General features: G+C 67.8%; 21 protein-coding genes. 7 read left to right on the top strand and 14 right to left on the bottom strand.

Annotated features, from left to right (window positions below; translation table 11 throughout):
• Positions 1–22 precede the first annotated feature (22 nt).
• From FHR20_RS20110 to FHR20_RS20120, 4 genes are all read right to left on the bottom strand, one after another.
• Positions 23–922: an alpha/beta fold hydrolase gene (locus FHR20_RS20110; RefSeq protein ID WP_167301389.1), complete on the bottom strand. Its 900-nt coding sequence runs from the start codon at positions 920–922 to the stop codon at positions 23–25.
• Positions 923–1019: 97 nt separating this feature from the next.
• A complete protein-coding gene (locus FHR20_RS23085) occupies positions 1020–1145 on the bottom strand; it encodes a hypothetical protein (RefSeq protein WP_279589467.1) in 126 nt (41 codons plus the stop codon).
• 43 nt (positions 1146–1188) lie between these two features.
• On the bottom strand, positions 1189–2088 hold the full coding sequence (locus tag FHR20_RS20115; protein WP_167301390.1) for a pirin family protein: 900 nt from the start codon (positions 2086–2088) through the stop codon (positions 1189–1191).
• Between the two features lie 175 nt (positions 2089–2263).
• Positions 2264–2548 carry a BolA family protein gene (locus FHR20_RS20120; RefSeq protein WP_167301391.1) on the bottom strand — a complete coding sequence of 95 codons (285 nt, stop codon included), beginning with the start codon at positions 2546–2548 and terminating at the stop codon, positions 2264–2266.
• A gap of 108 nt (positions 2549–2656) precedes the next feature.
• Here FHR20_RS20120 and FHR20_RS20125 point away from each other — a divergent pair, with 108 nt between their 5' ends.
• Positions 2657–3199: a J domain-containing protein gene (locus FHR20_RS20125; protein WP_243857682.1), complete on the top strand. Its 543-nt coding sequence runs from the start codon at positions 2657–2659 to the stop codon at positions 3197–3199.
• Here FHR20_RS20125 and FHR20_RS20130 read toward each other — a convergent pair.
• Genes FHR20_RS20130 through FHR20_RS20165 form a run of 8 tightly spaced genes read right to left on the bottom strand, consistent with a single transcriptional unit; the run spans position 3196 to position 7748 of the window.
• Entirely contained in the window at positions 3196–3843 is a 648-nt protein-coding gene (locus FHR20_RS20130) for a glutathione S-transferase family protein (RefSeq protein WP_167301393.1), read from the bottom strand. The genes FHR20_RS20125 and FHR20_RS20130 overlap by 4 nt on opposite strands.
• A 6-nt stretch (positions 3844–3849) precedes the next feature.
• The gene (locus FHR20_RS20135) at positions 3850–4632 is read right to left on the bottom strand and encodes a VOC family protein (RefSeq protein ID WP_167301394.1); all 783 of its coding nucleotides are present in this window, start codon (positions 4630–4632) and stop codon (positions 3850–3852) included.
• Positions 4629–4991 carry a DUF1428 domain-containing protein gene (locus FHR20_RS20140; protein ID WP_167301395.1) on the bottom strand — a complete coding sequence of 121 codons (363 nt, stop codon included), beginning with the start codon at positions 4989–4991 and terminating at the stop codon, positions 4629–4631. The genes FHR20_RS20135 and FHR20_RS20140 overlap by 4 nt, the downstream gene beginning before the upstream one ends.
• Before the next feature lie 22 nt (positions 4992–5013).
• Positions 5014–5667: a glutathione S-transferase family protein gene (locus tag FHR20_RS20145; RefSeq protein ID WP_167301396.1), complete on the bottom strand. Its 654-nt coding sequence runs from the start codon at positions 5665–5667 to the stop codon at positions 5014–5016.
• A gap of 10 nt (positions 5668–5677) precedes the next feature.
• Positions 5678–6157: a VOC family protein gene (locus tag FHR20_RS20150; RefSeq protein ID WP_167301397.1), complete on the bottom strand. Its 480-nt coding sequence runs from the start codon at positions 6155–6157 to the stop codon at positions 5678–5680.
• A gap of 24 nt (positions 6158–6181) precedes the next feature.
• Positions 6182–6565, bottom strand: a complete 384-nt coding sequence (locus FHR20_RS20155; RefSeq protein WP_167301398.1) for a DoxX family protein — start codon at positions 6563–6565, stop codon at positions 6182–6184.
• A 26-nt stretch (positions 6566–6591) separates the two neighbouring features.
• Complete coding sequence (locus FHR20_RS20160) at positions 6592–7032, bottom strand: VOC family protein (protein ID WP_167301399.1); 441 nt, start codon at positions 7030–7032, stop codon at positions 6592–6594.
• Between the two features lie 23 nt (positions 7033–7055).
• Positions 7056–7748, bottom strand: a complete 693-nt coding sequence (locus tag FHR20_RS20165; protein ID WP_167301400.1) for a DUF899 family protein — start codon at positions 7746–7748, stop codon at positions 7056–7058.
• Between the two features lie 159 nt (positions 7749–7907).
• Between FHR20_RS20165 and FHR20_RS20170 the strand changes: the two genes are divergently transcribed.
• Entirely contained in the window at positions 7908–8522 is a 615-nt protein-coding gene (locus tag FHR20_RS20170) for a winged helix-turn-helix transcriptional regulator (protein WP_243857678.1), read from the top strand.
• Positions 8523–8578: 56 nt separating this feature from the next.
• Here the strand turns inward: FHR20_RS20170 and FHR20_RS20175 are convergent, their stop codons facing one another.
• Entirely contained in the window at positions 8579–9229 is a 651-nt protein-coding gene (locus FHR20_RS20175) for a hypothetical protein (RefSeq protein WP_167301402.1), read from the bottom strand.
• A gap of 186 nt (positions 9230–9415) precedes the next feature.
• Here FHR20_RS20175 and cobS point away from each other — a divergent pair, with 186 nt between their 5' ends.
• Positions 9416–10420: a cobaltochelatase subunit CobS gene (gene cobS / locus FHR20_RS20180; RefSeq protein ID WP_167301403.1), complete on the top strand. Its 1005-nt coding sequence runs from the start codon at positions 9416–9418 to the stop codon at positions 10418–10420.
• Positions 10421–10516: 96 nt separating this feature from the next.
• Here the strand turns inward: cobS and FHR20_RS20185 are convergent, their stop codons facing one another.
• A complete protein-coding gene (locus FHR20_RS20185) occupies positions 10517–10900 on the bottom strand; it encodes a hypothetical protein (RefSeq protein WP_167301404.1) in 384 nt (127 codons plus the stop codon).
• Positions 10901–11038: 138 nt separating this feature from the next.
• Between FHR20_RS20185 and FHR20_RS20190 the strand changes: the two genes are divergently transcribed.
• From FHR20_RS20190 to FHR20_RS20205, 4 genes are all read left to right on the top strand, one after another.
• Positions 11039–11929 carry a hypothetical protein gene (locus tag FHR20_RS20190; RefSeq protein ID WP_167301405.1) on the top strand — a complete coding sequence of 297 codons (891 nt, stop codon included), beginning with the start codon at positions 11039–11041 and terminating at the stop codon, positions 11927–11929.
• A gap of 54 nt (positions 11930–11983) precedes the next feature.
• Positions 11984–13810, top strand: coding sequence for a cobaltochelatase subunit CobT (gene cobT / locus FHR20_RS20195; RefSeq protein WP_167301406.1), 1827 nt, complete (start codon positions 11984–11986; stop codon positions 13808–13810).
• Positions 13807–14055: a ribbon-helix-helix domain-containing protein gene (locus tag FHR20_RS20200; protein ID WP_167301407.1), complete on the top strand. Its 249-nt coding sequence runs from the start codon at positions 13807–13809 to the stop codon at positions 14053–14055. The genes cobT and FHR20_RS20200 overlap by 4 nt, the downstream gene beginning before the upstream one ends.
• A 107-nt stretch (positions 14056–14162) precedes the next feature.
• Positions 14163–16667 (top strand): TonB-dependent receptor domain-containing protein, encoded by a 2505-nt coding sequence (locus tag FHR20_RS20205; RefSeq protein ID WP_167301408.1) that lies wholly within the window; start codon positions 14163–14165, stop codon positions 16665–16667.
• The last annotated feature ends 5 nt before the right edge of the window (positions 16668–16672 follow it).

Raw genomic sequence — 16672 nt, forward strand, 5'->3', positions numbered from 1 at the left:
GGGCGTCCCGGGCTTCCGGCCCTCAGCCGTTCCGCGCGGCGAGCCAGTCCCGCATCGCCTCGGTCACGGCATCGGGCTTCTGCCACGGCACGAAATGGCCGGCGTCCGCGATGCGCACCATGGTCAGGTCCGGCACCAGCGCATCGAGTCCGTCGAGCTGGACGGGCAGCAGCGCGCTGTCCTGCATTCCCCAGATCACCAGCGTCGGCTGGCCGAGTGGCGGGAAGGGCGCATCGAGCCAGGGCGGCCGCTCCGGCATGTCCCCGGGTGCGGGCACCTGGATGATGCTGGCGCGGTACCAGTTCAGCATCGCGGTCATCGCGCCGGGCTGGCTCCATTCGGCGAGATAGGCGGGCTTCTCGGGCGCGAGCAGCGCCGGATCCGCATGCTTGGCGAACGTGGTGTCGAAGAAATTCTCCAGCCCGATTCGCGCGAGGAACTGCTCGAAATCGGGGTTGCGAAAGGCAGTGATGTACTGGCTGGCCTCGCGCTGGGCCGGATCGTCGAACAGGCTGCGCTGGAAGACCAGCGGATGCGGGGCGTTGACGATGATCAGCCGGGCGATGCGCTGCGGGTTCTGCAGCGCCGCCATCCAGGCGATGGCGCCGCCCCAGTCGTGCCCGGCCAGGGTGAAGGGAGCGAGCCCGAAATGGTCGGCCAGCGCGAGCAGGTCCGCTACGGGCTTGTCGGGCGTATAGTTCGCCACGCCCTCGGGACGGGCGGAATGGCCGAAGCCGCGCTGGTCGGGCGCGATGACGAAATGGTCGCGGGCCAGTGCCGGGATCTGGTGGCGCCAGGTGCGGTGCGATTCGGGGAAACCGTGGAGCAGCAGGACCGGCGGCGCGGCGGGATCGCCCGCGATGGCGACGTTCAGCGTCACGCCGGTGGGAAGCGTGATCTGCCGGAGTTCGAAATCGGCCATGTCTGCCTTTCCCGCTTGTCTCTTTGCCGCAGGGTAGGCCGGGAGGCGTGCATCCTCAACCATCATCCTGGCCCGCGCGCGTCGATAGCAATGGCGCCTATTCGGGCCGCACCGCGCGCTTGCCCCTGGTGCGGCTGGTCAGATGATACTGGAAGCAACGGTCGCAGCGATAGGGACGCAGCGTCAGCCCCGACGCATGGATCGCGCCCAGCGCCTCGGGCATCGTCGCATAGCGCCGCTTGCGCCGGCAGATGCTGAGCCGCGTCCTAGGGATAGCTCACCGTCTTGGGCACTTCGGGGATCGGGATGAACTCCTTGTCGTCGCCCGGCACCTTGGGGAAGTTGCCCGCCTTCCAGTCTTCCTTGGCCTGGTTGATGCGGTCGCGGCTGGAGGAGACGAAGTTCCACCAGACGTGGCGCGGCGTGGCGAAGTCCTCGCCGCCGCACAGCATCACGCGCGCGCCGCCGGCGGAGCGCAGGATCGCCGTGATGCCGGGGCGCAGGATGTAGAGCGTGGAGACTTCCATCTCGACGCCGTCGATGCTGGCATCGCCATAGGAGAGATAGATGGCGCGCTCGTCGGCGGAAGGATCGATCGGCACCGCGCCGCCTTCGGCAAGCTCGATATCGGCATAGATGGTCTGGGCATAGGTGGTGGTGGGTGCGCTGGCGCCCCACAGCGTGCCCATGATCACCCGGCAGCGCGCGCCGGGCGCCTCGACGAGCGGCAGTTCGCCGGCGCCGACATGCTCGAAGGCCGGGGCCATTTCCTCGTTCGCCTCGGGCAGGGCGAGCCAGGTCTGGATGCCCGACAGCTCCGGGCCCTTCGCGCGCTCGGCGCTGGGCGAGCGCTCGGAATGAACGATGCCGCGGCCGGCGGTCATCAGGTTCACCGCGCCAGGCTCGATCGTGGCGAAGGTGCCGAGCGAGTCGCGATGGTCGATCGCGCCGGCATAGAGATAGGTGACGGTGGCGAGGTTGATGTGCGGGTGCGGGCGCACGTCGATGCCGGTGCCCAGGTCCAGCCGCGCCGGGCCCATCTGGTCGAAGAATATGAACGGCCCCACCATCGTCCGCGGCCGGGAAGGCAGCGTGCGGTGGACCTTGAAGCCGCCCAGATCATGGGTGGTGGGAGTGATGATCTGCGTGAAAAGCGCGTCGGTCATAAGAGCCCTTTCGTCGCCGGATGCATAGCCCGCGGCGTACGGGACGGACAGCCACAGTTTGGAAACCCATCCTTTCGGGTCGCGATGCGCCGCTCGCTGGCGAGATGGGCGATATGCCGGACGAACTCGCCCCGGCCCTGGATTTCCGTCCAGTGTCAGAGCTTGTCCGGCATGCTCATTCTCCCGGCGCGCGGGCCCGGATCGCCAATGCGTGGATGCGCGAGGCGAGCAGGTCGGCGAGCGCGCTGTTGATCAGGCGCTGCCGCTGAACGCGCGACAGGCCCTGAAAGGCCCCGCTCTCGACCACCACCGTCCAGTGCGATTCGCCGGTGCCGTCGTCGCCCAGATGGCCGGCATGGTGATGGCTGTCGTTGATCACTTCGAGATGCGCCGGGGCGAGCGCAGCGGTGAGACGGGCGGCGATGATGTCGGCGAGTCCGCCGGTGGCAGTGTCGGTCATCGCGCTTATATAGGCGGTTTGCGCAAGGGAGGTAGCGTGGCCGAGGGCCAGCACAGGAAAGACAGGCCGAACGCGCGTTTCCACGGCCGGGTGGAGGCGCCGGGGCGGTTGTGCGCCGAGCCGGGGTGCACCGAGCCGGGCGAGTTCCGTGCGCCGATGGGCCATGCGCGCGGCGGCTATGACGGGCCGGGCGAGTATCGCTGGCTGTGCCTCGATCACGTCCGCGCGTTCAACTCGGGCTATAATTTCTTCCAGGGCATGACGCCCGACGAGATCCACGACGCCCAGCGTCCCTATGCCGGCTGGGAGCGCGAAACGCGCGCCTTTTCGGGCGCGGGCGGCGCCGACCGGCCGCCGCGCTGGGCGGATTTCGCCGATCCGCTGGATGCGATCGGCGCGCGCTTCAACGATCGCGTGAAGGACCGGGCGGAGCGCAAGGACGGCAAGCCGCTATCGGGCAAGGACCGCGAGGCGCTCAAGGTTCTCGACCTCGCGATCGATTCCGATCGCACGGCGCTGCGCAAGCGCTATTCCGAGCTGGTCCGCAAGTTCCACCCCGATCGCAACGGCGGCGACCGCAGCCATGAAGGCCGGCTCCAGCGCGTGATCGAAGCGTATCAGACGCTCAAGGGCTCGCCTGCCTTCGCCTAGTCGGCCGGGCGGGTGTTCACTGCGAGCTGGTCGGCAAAGGCGCGCCGATAGGCGGGGCGCGCCTCGCCGCGGGCCACATAGGCGGCCAGGCTCGGATGCTGGTCGAGAATGCCCGACGGCCGGGTCCGGAGCAGCACCGAGACCATCATCAGGTCGCCCGCGCTGAACGCGCCGTCGAGCCATTCCGCATCGCCGAGCCGGTCGGCGAGCTGGCGCAGCCGGCCATGGATGCGCTCCACGACCAGCGGCATGCGCTCGGCCGCCCAGGGCTTGTCGCCCTCGACGATCCGGACGGTGACCAGATCGAGGATCGGCGGCTCCACCGTGTTCACCGCGGCGAACATCCAGGCGATCGCCCGGGCCCGCGCATCGGGGTCGTCGGGCAACAGGCCCGCATGCCGCTCGGCGAGGTGGAAGACGATCGCCCCGGTCTCGAACAAGGCGAGGTCGCCTTCCTCATAGGTGGGGATCTGGCCGAAGGGGTGCAGCGCGAGATGCGCGGGCGCCTTCATCGCGGCGAAGGAGACGAGCCGGACCGCATAGGGCTGGCCCGTCTCCTCAAGCGCCCAGCGCACCCGAGTGTCGCGCGCCAGCCCCTTGCCGCCATCGGGCGATCGTTCGAACGCCGTGATGGTGACGGTCATCGCGGCTCAGCTCTTGCCGGGCGAGACGAAGCCGCAGGCCACGCCCTCGGGATCGACGATGCTGATCACCCATTCGCCGCCGGGCACCTGCTCGGGCCCCCACACGACCTTGCCGCCGCCGGCCTCGACCCTGGCGATCGCGTCGGTGATGTCGGGCACGCGGATATAGAAGCGCCAGCCCGGGGCGGTGCCCGGCTGCACGCGCATGATCGCTCCGACCGCCTCGCCCTTGCTGTCGCCATTGGCGATGAAGCTGTACTCGCCCATCTCGCCCATCGGCATGCCGCCCACCTTGGTGATGGCGAACAGCCGTTCGTAGAAGGCGAGTGCCGCGGCGTCGTCGGGCGCGAGCAGCTCGTTCCAGGCGACATGGCCCAGGCCCATCCGCTGATAGGCGGTGCTGGTGTGCGGCGAGGCGCCGCGCATCACATAGAAGGGCACGCCCTGCGGATCGGTGACCATCGCCAGCCGGCCGACATCGGGGATGTCGAAGGCGGGAAGGTGCACCTGCCCGCCGGCCGCGACCACCGCGGCGACCGATGCATCGACGTCGTCGACGCCGAGATAGCCGAGCCAGGTGGGCCGGGCGCCGCCGGCGATCATGTCGGCATTGAGCTGCATCACGCCGCCGGCCTGGCCGTCGGCTGCGTTGATCATGCGATAGTCCATGCCGCCGGGGGCGGGCTGGGCATCGATGTTCCAGCCGCAGACCGAATCGTAGAATGCCTTGGCCTTGGCGGAGTCTCCGGTCACCAGCTCGTACCAGATGAAGCTTCCATGCGCGTTCATTTCGCTTCTCCCGTGTCGAGGATCGGCTCGAAGCCGCCCCAGAACATGCGCTTGCCGTCGAAGGGCGACTCGCCGTCGGGCTGCATCCGCTCGTCCTGCATCAGCTTCGCCCAGCCGGCATCGCGCGTCGCCTTGTCGGGCCACATCACCCAGGAGAAGACGATCGTCTCGCCTTCCTCGGCCTTGGTCGCCATGTAGAAGTCGGTGAGCTTGCCATGCGGCACGTCGTTGCCCCAGCCTTCCAGCACGCGGGTGGCGCCGAATTCCTGGAAGATCGGCGCGACCTTCTCCGCCATCTTGCGATAGGCTTCCTTGTTCCCTTCGGGGATCGCGAGCACGTAACCGTCCATATAAGCCATTTTGGTTCTCCTCTCGACAGTGTCAGGCCGCGACCGGCGCGGGCTGGAAATCCGCGAGCTGCGCCGCCATCGCGCGCCGGAAGGCGGGCCGCGCCATGCCGCGCTCGACATAGGCGGCCAGCGCGGGGCGCGACGTGATCAGCGTGCTGCCGTCGGCGTTGCGCAGCACCGTCACCATCGCGATGTCGGCAACGCTGAAGTCCTCGCCCAGCCATTCCCGCTCGCCCAGCGCGTCGGCGAGCCGGTCGAGCCGCTTGCCCATATCTTCCATCAGGCTCGGCAGGCGCAGTTTCGCCCATTCCGCGTCCTTGGAGAACAGGGTGACGTTACCCAGTTCGAACAGCCCCGGCTCGACGCTGTTGAGCGCGGCGAACAGCCAGGCGATGCTCGTCGCCCGCTGCTGCGGATCGCGCGACAGCAGCCGCGTGTCCTTCTCGGCCAGGTGGAGCAGGATCGCGCCGCTCTCGAACAGCCGGATGTCGCCATCGTGCAGCACCGGCACCTGGCCCCAGGGCTGCTCCCCGAAATAGGAGGCGGGCTTGGGCGGGACCGGGCTGATCAGCCGCATGGCATAGGGCAGGCCGATCTCCTCGCAGGCCCAGCGCGGCCTGAGATCGCGGACATAGCCGCGCGCGAAATCGGGCACCCAGTTGAAGCCGGTGATCTCGACAGTCATGGCATCCTCCTCAACCGCGCGCAGCGGCTTCGATCGTGGCGATGTCGATCTTCTTCATCGTCATCATCGCCTCGAACGCCCGCTTCGCGCTTGCGGGATCGTCGCCGAAATTGAGCTCGATCAGCCGGCGGGGCGTAATCTGCCAGTTGAAGCCCCATTTGTCCTTACACCAGCCGCACATGCTTTCCGCGCCGCCATTGCCGACGATCGCGTTCCACAGGCGATCGGTCTCTTCCTGGTCTTCGGTGAGGATCTGGAACGAGACGCTTTCGTTCGGCTTGAAATTGGGGCCGCCGTTCAGGCCGGCATAGCTGCGCCCGGCCAGGGTGAATTCGACGACCAGCGCCGCGCCTTCCTTACTGCTCGGATTGTCGCCCGGCGCGCGGAAGATCCTGCCGACATGGCTGTCGGGCAGCAGCGAGACGTAGAAGCTGGCGGCTTCCTCGGCCACATGGTCGAACCACAGGACGGTGGTGATCTTGTCTGCCATCGGTCCTCTCCTTTGGATCTGAAATCAGCCGGCGATCGGGATCAGCGCGCGGATGCGGGGATCGCGGAACCACAGTCCGCCCCAGGCGATCACGCCCAGATAGACGCCGAACAAGGTGTAGCTGAGCAACGGGCTGCCCACCCGGAAGTGCATCGCGACCGCGCCGCCCAGATAACCGGTGAGCAGGATCGCGCCGAGCACCGCGGTGCGCGGCACAGCATAGAGAATGGTGCAGATCGCGAGGATCAGCCCGAGCTCGCGATACAGGTTCACGTCCGGGGCGATGCCGAGCGGCGGGCTGTAGGCGATCATCGCCGCCGGCGCGAGGAGCTTGCCGCCCGCATCCATCGCCAGGAACAGGATGACGAGGCCGCTCAGCGCCCAGCCGATTGCGAAGTCACGCTTCATGCTGCGTCTCCTTCCCTCGCGTCCGCTCAGGCCGGCTCATGGGCGGGGCCGTCGGGAAAGGCCGCCATCGCGGCCTCGAGGTCCATGAACATCGGCTCGAAGATATGGCCGTCCGGATCCTCGAAGCTGCGGCCGTACATGAAGCCCATGTCCTGCTTCTCGCGGATATCGGCCTTGCCGCCGGCCTTGCCCGCCGCCTCGACGATCGCGTCCACCGCCTCGCGGCTGTCGCGCGAGATGCAGATCAGCGCCTCGGTCACCGCATGCGCATCGGCGATCGGCTTCGGCGTGAAGGTTTTGAAGAAGTCCCGCGACAGGATCATGAACACGATCGTGTCGCTGAGCTGCATCGCCGAGGCCTGCTCGTTGCTGAAGCGGGCGTCCTTGGTGCAGCCGATCGCTTCGTAGAAGGCGGTCGACCGGGCGACATCGGCCACGGGCAGGTTGACGAAGATCATCTGGGGCATGTTTTCTCTCCTGGGGATTTGGTTCAGTAGGTGAGGGAGGGGTACCAGTCGGTCCCCCGGCCCTCGGGGGTGGAATCGAGGATGGTCCAGAGCGGCATCAGGTCGGGCGCGCCGCGCGGGTCCTGTCCGGGATCGGCGCTGTCCGGGCCCATCTCCCCCGCCCAGAACAGGCGGGGCGTGCCGTCGCGCCGGGTGAAGACCAGCAGCTGCGGAATGTCCGAGCCGTCGGGGGCGATCGCGCCATAGTCGCGGCTGAACGCCTGTTCGCCGTCGGAATAGAGCGGGAGATGCTGCCAGCCGCGCTCGGCCTTGAACGCCGCGAGCTTCGCGATCGGCGAGCGGGCGATCACCGCAAGGCCGGTGCGCTGGAGGATGTCGGGCGCCTCGCCGTCCCAGGCCGATAGCAGCGAGGTGCACATCGGGCAGGGCCGCTCGCGCTGCGGGCCGAACATATAGGTATAGATCACCAGCGTATCGTGCGGGCCGAACAGGTCCGCGAAGCGGGCCGCGCCGTTCTCGCCCTGGAACCCATAGTCGCCCGTCACTTCCGGACCCGGCGGCAGCGCGCGGCGCTGCTCGGCCACGCTTTCCAGATGACGGCGCAGCGCGATCTCCTCGGCGAGCAGCGCGGTGCGCGCGGCGCGATATTCCGGGGACTCGCCCGGCCAGCGCGCCGTCTCACGCGCGGCCAGTTCTGCGGCAGGAACCAATGTCATCGGACTAAACCTCCGCTTTGGGTGGTCAGCGAATCGCTTTCTTGATCCTGATGCCCGACTCGGTTATTAAAAGCAACTATGGAGTCACAAAAAATAACTAACTCGGATTTCGCAAAGGCTCGCCGCTGGTATCAGGACGCGTGCGGGACGGCGCTCGCGATGGACCTGATCGGAGAACGCTGGTCGCTGCTGATTGTTCGCGAGCTGCTGCTGGGGCCGCGTCGCTTCGGCGAGATTCGCGGCGCGCTGGAGGGGTTGAGCGCCAATATCCTCACCCAGCGGCTCGAGGGGCTGGAGAAGGGCGGCATCCTGCGCCGCCGGCAGCTCCCTTCGCCGGCCAATGCCCAGGTCTATGCGCTTACCCGTTGGGGCGCGGCGCTGGAGGAGCCGATCTTCGCGCTCAGCCGCTGGGCGGCGGGTTCGCCCGCGCACGACGTCACGCTGCCGCTCAGCAACGGCGCCTTCATGCTTTCGCTCAAGACGATGATGAACCGCGAGGGCGCGCAAGGGCTCTCGATCGATCTCGGCTTCCGCATTGGCGGCGAGCCGTTCCGCGCGACGATCGTGGATGGCAGGCTGGTGATCGAGCGCGGCGACCCCGCCGGCGCCGATGTGATCTTCGAAGGCGTGCCGACTCCGCTTGCCGCGACCTTCTATGGCCCGCTGCCGCTCGCCGAGTCGATCCGCGAGGGACGCGTGGCCGTCGCCGGCGACATCGCGCTGGCCCAGCGTTTCGTCGATCTGTTCGGCCTGCCCAGATTCGAGAACGACTAGAGGCTATCGGCTACCGCCGTCATCCCCGTGAAGGCGGGGATGCCGCGGCGCGCGCCCTAGGTCCGGTTGCAGAAGCCCGGGCGGCGATCGCCCATGTCCCAGCAGCCGTCGAGGATCATCGTCTTGAGCGTCTCGCAGCCCCGCTGCGGCCCGCATTGGCCGTCGGGATTGACCACCGTGCACTGGCGCGCGAGCAGCGCCGCCTTCTGCCAGCCGATCTTCGATGCGCAGCTCGGGCCGTTGTCGCGCCAGTTCCAGCGCTTCTCGCGGGGGCGATAGTGGATCGGCCGCGGCGATGGGGTGGGCCGCCATTCCGGCGGCTGGGTCCAGCGGGGCGGCGCCTTGAGATAGCGGCGATAGGCAGTGGCCACGCATTCCGCCGTCTGGCAGGCATCGCGCTCGCTGAGCAGCGCCTGGAGCTGCTGGCGCTGGACCCAGAGCCGCTGGCGGTCGGCACCCTGGCGTTCCTCCGCCCATTGGCCGGCCAGCGTGCGGTGCAGCCAGTTCAGGCCCTTGTTGTCGCAGACCAGCCATTCGCCGCGCCGCAGCGCGCCTTCGCAATAGGGGATCGGATCGAGCCAGTTCGGCCCGCGATCGACCGGGCGGACCACCGGCGGCGGGCGCCGCGGGGGCGGGGGAGGCTGCTGGCCCCAATCGCAACCGGCAAGCGGCGCGAGCAGCGCCAGGAACAACAGCTTCCCGTTCATCGTCTTCCCCAGAGAGCTAAGAATCGGTGGATGCGCGCGCCCGTTACTGTGGCGTCATGATCCCATGAAAGCCGATTCGAGGAAAGGGCTTGCGGCGGAAGGCGACGTCGGTGCGTTTTGCGCGATGCCCGTTGCAGTGCGGCACGGGAGCTTCTAGTCGCTCTGGCGACGGAAGGATCCGAAGACATGGCCGATATCCCCAACACCCAGCCCGACAGCCGGAGCACCACGATCCTCGACGCGCCCGACAAGATGGTGAAGGCGCGCGATCTGTTCGGGATCGACAGCGACCTCGAAGTGCCGGCGTTCAGCGAGGCGGACGAGCGCGTGCCCGATCTCGACCCCGCCTATGTCTTCGATCCGGATACGACGCTGGCGATCCTGGCGGGCTTCGCGCACAATCGCCGCGTGATGGTCCAGGGCTATCACGGCACCGGCAAGTCGACGCATATCGAGCAGGTGGCGGCGCGGCTGAACTGGCCCTGCATCCGCATCAACCTGGACGCGCATATCAGCCGCATCGACCTGATCGGCCGCGACGCGATCGTGCTGAAGGACGGCCAGCAGATCACCGAGTTCCGCGAGGGCCTGCTCCCCTGGGCGCTGCAGACTCCGACCGCGCTGGTGTTCGACGAATATGATGCGGGTCGCCCGGACGTGATGTTCGTGATCCAGCGCGTGCTGGAGACCGAGGGCAAGCTGACGCTGCTCGACCAGAACCGCGTGATTCGCCCCAATCCCTATTTCCGCCTGTTCGCCACCGCGAACACCGTCGGCCTGGGCGACACCAGCGGCCTCTATCACGGCACCCAGCAGATCAACCAGGGCCAGATGGACCGCTGGAACATCGTGGTGACGCTCAACTATCTGCCCGCCGCGGTCGAGGCGCAGATCGTGCTCGCCAAATCGGGCGATTTCGACAAGCCGGGCGGCAAGGAGCTGGTCGAGAACATGGTCCGCGTGGCCGACCTGACCCGCAAGGGCTTCGTCGCCGGGGACATCTCCACCGTGATGTCGCCGCGCACCGTGATCACCTGGGCGCAGAATGCCGAGATCTTCAAGGATGTCGGCTTCGCCTTCCGCCTGTCGTTCCTCAACAAGTGCGACGAGGCGGAGCGCGCGCAGGTGGCGGAATATTATCAGCGCGTGTTCGGCAAGGACCTGCCCGAAAGCGTGGTGAGCAAGGCCTGAGCGGCGCGCCGCCGCCAGGCTGAGACCTCCTCTTCGTTTCCGTCATCCCTGCCTGCGCGGGGATGACGGTCGACACGGGACAATGGGAGGCCTCGCCTAGCCCTTCTTCCCCGTCTCGCGCGGGGCGAACTCGATCGCCACGGTCATCGCCAGCCATACCGCGAGCGTCGGCTGGAGCTGGACCGGCAGCTGCGCCTCCGGCGTGAGCAGGATCTTGAGCGCGAGCGGCATGAGCGCGACCCCCGCCGCGGCGAGCAGCGCATAGGCCAGCCGCTGCTTGCTCGACGAGACGTAGAGGATGGTGATCACCATCGACGCGGTGCCGACGAGGACCAGGGTATAGTCCCTGGTGCCCAGCGTCTCGGTGCTCGCCATCACGAAGCCGAGCACGGCGCCGAAGAAGATGCCCAGGCCGTTGAGGTTGGCCCGATATTCCCCGTGGCTCATCCGCCCGAGGCCGATACGGTCGAGAAGCTTCATGTGATCCCCCTTGCCCGGAACCATGAAGCGCAGGCGCAGCCAAGGCAATCGCGGATCGATCGGCGATTGTGCTGCCCTTCGCGCCCGGGCAAGCTCGGCGCGGGAAGGCGCGGGCAATCGCGCGGAAGAGGGGGGACGATGATCCGGAAATCGAAGGGGCTCGCCATGCTGGCGGGCGTGCCGATGCTCGTAGCCGCGGCGCCGGCGGGCGGGGGCAATATGGCAGTGTTTCCGCTGCCCGACACGATGTGGCCCGATCCGGCCGCGCCGGTCGGCAAGGCGTTCACGTTGAAGCCGGGTGAGGAGCTGATGCGCGCTTCGGTCAAGCAGACGCAGAAGCTCACGCTGCTCGCGCCGGTGAAGGTGTCGATCGACAGGTTCACCGACGAGATCGCCGCCGGCGAGGAGCTCACCGCAGTGGTCGCGCCCGAGGCGACGCAGGCCAAGATAGGCGGCAAGGGGCTCTATTTCTGCGGGCGGGACCAGCGCGGCCGTTCCGGGCTGGGCGCGGCGCTGCTCGGCGGCCTCGCCTCCAAGTTCATGCCGATCGTCCGCTTCTGCTTCATCGATGGCGACAAGGACGGCAAGCTCGATCAGGTCTTCCTCGCCGGCGCCAAGGACGAGGCGATGCAAAAGGCGATCCCGATCGATTCGGTGGCGTACAGGACCGAATATCTGGTGCCGCGCGATGCCGGCCAGTACCTGCGGTTGCGCTATCGGAAATACACGCCCGAGAGCAACAAGGTGCAGCTCGAGCTCGAAGTCTATGAAGACGGCAAGAAGCGGGGCTTCGACTATGTGCTCTACAACGGTTCCGCCGGGCCGTTGCAGCGCCAGGTGCCCTATCTTCAGACCAATCCCAGGAAGATCCCCTATCCGGTGTTCTTCAACAACGTGATGGGCGCGGTCGTGCGCGTCGACGGCGTCGACGCCGAGGGCAATGCGCGCTTCACGATCGAGCGCAATTTCCGCCCGACCCTGTTCCGCCCGATCTCGATCGAGGTGCGCTACATCTACATCTATATCTAGCCGAGGATCTAGCCGAGGCTTGCATCGCGCGGCCAAGCTTCCCAAAGCGGGGGCATGGCCGCCGACTCTCCCCTCGACAGGTTCCGTAATGTGCTGGGCGGCGCCGCGCGCGCGCTTTCGGGCGAGCGGGAGGCCGAGCTGAGCTTCACCGGCGAGGCGCCGCGCCAGGACGGGCGCCAGATCAAGGTGCCGGCGCCGTCGCGCACGCTGCCGGCCGAGGAAGTGGCCGAGGCGCGCGGCTTCGCCGACAGCTTCGCGCTGCGCATGCGCCACCATGACAACGGCCTGCACCTGAAGGGCGCGCCCAGGGAGCCGGTTGCACGGGCGGTGTTCGACGCGGTCGAGACGGCGCGGGTCGAGGCGCTGGGTTCGCGCGGCTATGCCGGCATCGCCGCCAATCTCGAACATGCGCTCGACCTGAAATTGCGCGCCGATCCGATCACGCGCGCGCGCAATCGCGAGGAAGTGCCGCTCTCCACCGCGCTGGGATTGATGGTCCGCGAGCGGCTGACCGGGCGCGAATCGCCCGGCGCGGCGGCGCTCGGCATGGCGCTGATCCGCGATTGGATCGAGGAGCGTGCCGGCGCCGACCTCGATGCGCTGGCGCTGGCGATCGACGACCAGCGCGCCTTCGCCTCGCTCGCGTCGAAGCTGCTCCAGGACTTGGAACTCACCGAAGGCGATGTGCTGCCCGACGAGGCGGACGAGGGCGGGGGCGAGGACGAGGGCACCGACGAAGAGGAGCAGCCCGGCGACGAGGAGGGCGAGAGCGAAACGAGCCAGGGCGAGGGGCAGGCCGAGGCGCGCGGCGAGCAGCGCGAATCCGATGCCGGAGAGGAAGGCGAGCAGCAGCAGTCCGACGCGATGGAGGATGGCGACGGCGAGCCGGGCGACGAAGGCGATGAGGGCATGATGCCCGTACGGCCCAATCGCCCGTGGAGCGACTTGCCGCCCCAGTTCGAATATCGCGCCTATACCGCCCAGTTCGACGAAGTGATCGCGGCCACCGAGCTGTGCGACACCGAGGAGCTGGATCGCCTCCGCTCCTATCTCGATCAGCAGCTCGTCCATCTCCAGGGCGCGGTGACCAAGCTTGCCAACCGGCTCCAGCGCCGGCTGATGGCCCAGCAGAACCGCAGCTGGGACTTCGACCAGGAAGAGGGGCTGCTCGACGCGGCGCGGCTGGCGCGGGTGGTGATCAACCCCATGCAGTCGCTCTCCTACAAGGCGGAGAAGGACACCGAGTTCAAGGACACGGTGGTCACGCTGCTGATCGACAATTCGGGCTCGATGCGCGGGCGGCCGATCTCGATCGCGGCGATCAGCGCCGATATCCTGGCGCGCACGCTGGAGCGGGTCGGCGTGAAGACCGAGATCCTCGGCTTCACCACGCGCGCCTGGAAGGGCGGGCAGAGCCGCGAGAAATGGCTGGCCGATGGCCGCCCGGCCCAGCCCGGCCGGCTCAACGACGTGCGCCACATCATCTACAAGCAGGCCGACGAGCCCTGGCGCCGCGCGAAGAAGGCGCTCGGGCTGATGATGCGCGAGGGGCTGCTCAAGGAGAATATCGACGGCGAGGCACTGCTCTGGGCGCACCAGCGGCTGATCGGCCGGCCCGAGGACCGCAAGATCCTGATGGTGATATCGGACGGTGCGCCGGTCGACGATTCGACGCTCTCGGTGAATTCGGGTTCCTATCTGGAGCGCCATCTGCGCCAGGTGATCGGCTGGATCGAGGCGCGCTCTCCGGTCGAGCTGGTCGCGATCGGCATCGGCCATGACGTGACGCGCTATTACAGCCGGGCGGTGACGATCATGGACGCGGAGCAGCTTGCCGGCACGATGGTCGAGCAGCTGGCGGCGCTCTTCGATACGGAATGAACGTCGATCCGCCTCCGGGCGGCTTTCACGGGCCGGTCAAGCGCTCCGTCACCATTGCCGGACACCAGACCTCGATCAGCCTCGAGCCGCTTTTCTGGGAGGCGCTGGAGCGCGCGGCGGACCTGCGCGCCTTGCCGCTCAACGCACTGGTCGCGGCGATCGACCATGCGCGGATCGGCGGCGCGGATCCGCCCAACCTCGCCAGCGCGATCCGCACCTGGCTGCTGGGACAGACGCCCGGCTGATTTGCAACAATTCTGCGACAAAGCTGCGAACAGCTCGCATTAGCATTGACTCTGAGAACGCCTCGCAATAGCTCGCCCCGAAATAACCTGTTCAGGGGGATCAATTCGTGAGTCGTGTTTCCACCGCGCGTTCGGGCGCATCGTTCCTCGCACTGGCCTGTGTCGGCTTCATCGCCACCGCGCCGGCCGCGCATGCCGCCGACGGCAATGCGCCGGCGCCCGCCGATGCGGACAAGGACGGCCAGGATCGCAGTGCCGAGGACCGCGAGCAGATCGTCGTCACCGGCGGCCGCGCCGAGCTGCAGGGGCCGAAGGCTACCGCCTCGGTCCAGAACACCCCGCGTTCGGTGGTGATCCTGCCGAAGGACGTGATCGACCAGACCGGCTCGACGACGCTGGCCGATGCGCTGCGTACCGTGCCGGGCATCACCTTCGGCGCCGCGGAGGGCGGCAATCCGATCGGCGATCGCCCCTTCATCCGCGGCTTCGACAGCCAGGGCTCGATCTTTGTCGACGGCGTGCGCGACACTGCCGCACAGGCACGCGACACCTTCGCGATCGAGCAGGTCCAGGTGATCCGCGGTTCGGATTCGACGCTGGGCGGCCGCGGCAGCGCCGGCGGCTCGATCAACATCATCACCAAGGTGCCGCAGCAGACCAGCTTCATCCGCGCGACCGGCAGCGTCGGCACCGCGGACTACAAGCATGCCGCGCTGGACGTGAACCAGTATCTGGGCGGCGGCATCGGCGTGCGCGTCGCGGCGATGTGGCACGATCAGGACGTTGCCGGTCGCGACGCGATCTGGCAGCGCCGCTGGGGCGTCGCGCCTTCGGTGACCATCGGCCTCGGCACGCCGACGCGCCTGACGGCCTCCTATTATTATCTCGAGAGCCACGAGCTGCCGGACAGCGGCATTCCCTATCTCTACACGCTGGCCAATGCGCCGGGCACCGGCGAGATCTATTCGGAGCCGGCCATCGGCACCGTGCGGACGATCGCCGGCACGACCGGCCATGTCGACCGCAGCACCTTCTACGGCCTGAAGAGCCGCGACTTCCGCGACACCTTCACCCACCAGGCCACGGTACGCGTCGAGCATGACTTCGGCACGGTGACCCTGCGCAACACCTCGCGCTACAACTATAACGAGCAGAATTATATCTACACCCAGCCCGACGATCAGCAGGGCAATGTCTATGGCACCAACGCCGCGGCGACGGCGACGGCGGGCGGCCTGGTCTGGCGGCGCGCGAACACCCGCTACGGCTATGCCGAGTCGCTGACCAACCAGACCGACCTGTTCGGCAGCTTCGAGACCGGGGCGATCAAGCACAGCTTCGCGACGGGCTTCGAGATCAGCTGGGAGAAGGCGCGCCGCGGCGCCTATGTCCTCGCCACCGGCTCGACCATCAGCCCGCGCTGCACGCCGGCCGCGATCGGCCGCTTCTATTGCACCAGCCTGTTCAGCCCGAACCCGAACGACGCCTGGGTGAACTATACCGGCGACGCCACCACAGCGACCACGCCGATCGTGAAGGGCGCCCCCACCGCGGAGACCCAGAACGACGCGCACACCCTCTCGGCCTATGCCTTCGATTCGATCACGCTGCTCCCGTCGCTGATCCTCAACCTGGGCGCGCGCGTCGACCGCTTCACGTCCAAGATCACGCCGGCGCTGGCCGCGGGCGCCACCCAGACGACCCCGCTCGAGCGCACCGACACGCTGTTCAACTGGCAGGCCGGCCTGGTCTTCAAGCCGACGGCGAACACCAGCCTCTATGCCAGCTATGCGACTGCGGCGACCCCGCCGAACAGCCTGCTCGGCGAGGGGCAGGAGCCGAACGCGCTGCCGACCACCAACACCGCCGCCAACCTGGCGCTGCTCGACAGCCTGAAGGTCGAGAAGACCAGGAGCTATGAAGTCGGCGCCAAGGCCGGGCTGTTCGACAACCAGCTCTCGCTGACTCTGGCCGCCTTCCAGACCGACACCGACAATGCCCGCGCGACCGGTCCGGACAATACGGTGCAGTTCATCGGCAAGCGCCGCATCCGCGGCATCGAGTTCAGCTTCAACGGCAACCTGACCAAGTGGCTGAACGTGTTCGGCGGCTATACCCATCTCGATCCCAAGATCGTCGACGGCGGCTATACCGTGCTGACCGCGGCGGCGGTCACGGTGGGCGGCGTCGTCGTCCAGCAGCCCAAGACCCTGCTCGTTCCCTCGGTCAACACCGGTCGCCAGGCGACCCAGACCGCGCGGGACAGCTTCACCCTGTGGGCCAACGCCACGCCGATCAAGGGCCTCACCATCGGCGGCGGCGCCTATTATATGAGCCGGGTGTTCGGCGGCTATTCCGACAATCGCAGCTTCACCCAGAATGCCGCGGGCGTCACCACCTACACGCCGGCCACCAAGGTCCGCATCGTGACGGTGCCCGAATATTGGCGCTTCGACGCGCGCATCGGCTACACGATCAACGAGCATTTCGATGTGAGCGTCAACGTGCAGAACCTGACCGACAAGGTCTATTTCCCCCAGGCCTATACGGCGCATTATGCGTCGATCGCGCCGGGCCGCTCGGCCTTTGCCACGCTGGGAGTGAAGTTCTGATCGAA

Origin of the sequence: Sphingomonas leidyi (genome assembly GCF_011761945.1) — a bacterium.
Lineage (GTDB): Bacteria > Pseudomonadota > Alphaproteobacteria > Sphingomonadales > Sphingomonadaceae > Sphingomonas > Sphingomonas leidyi.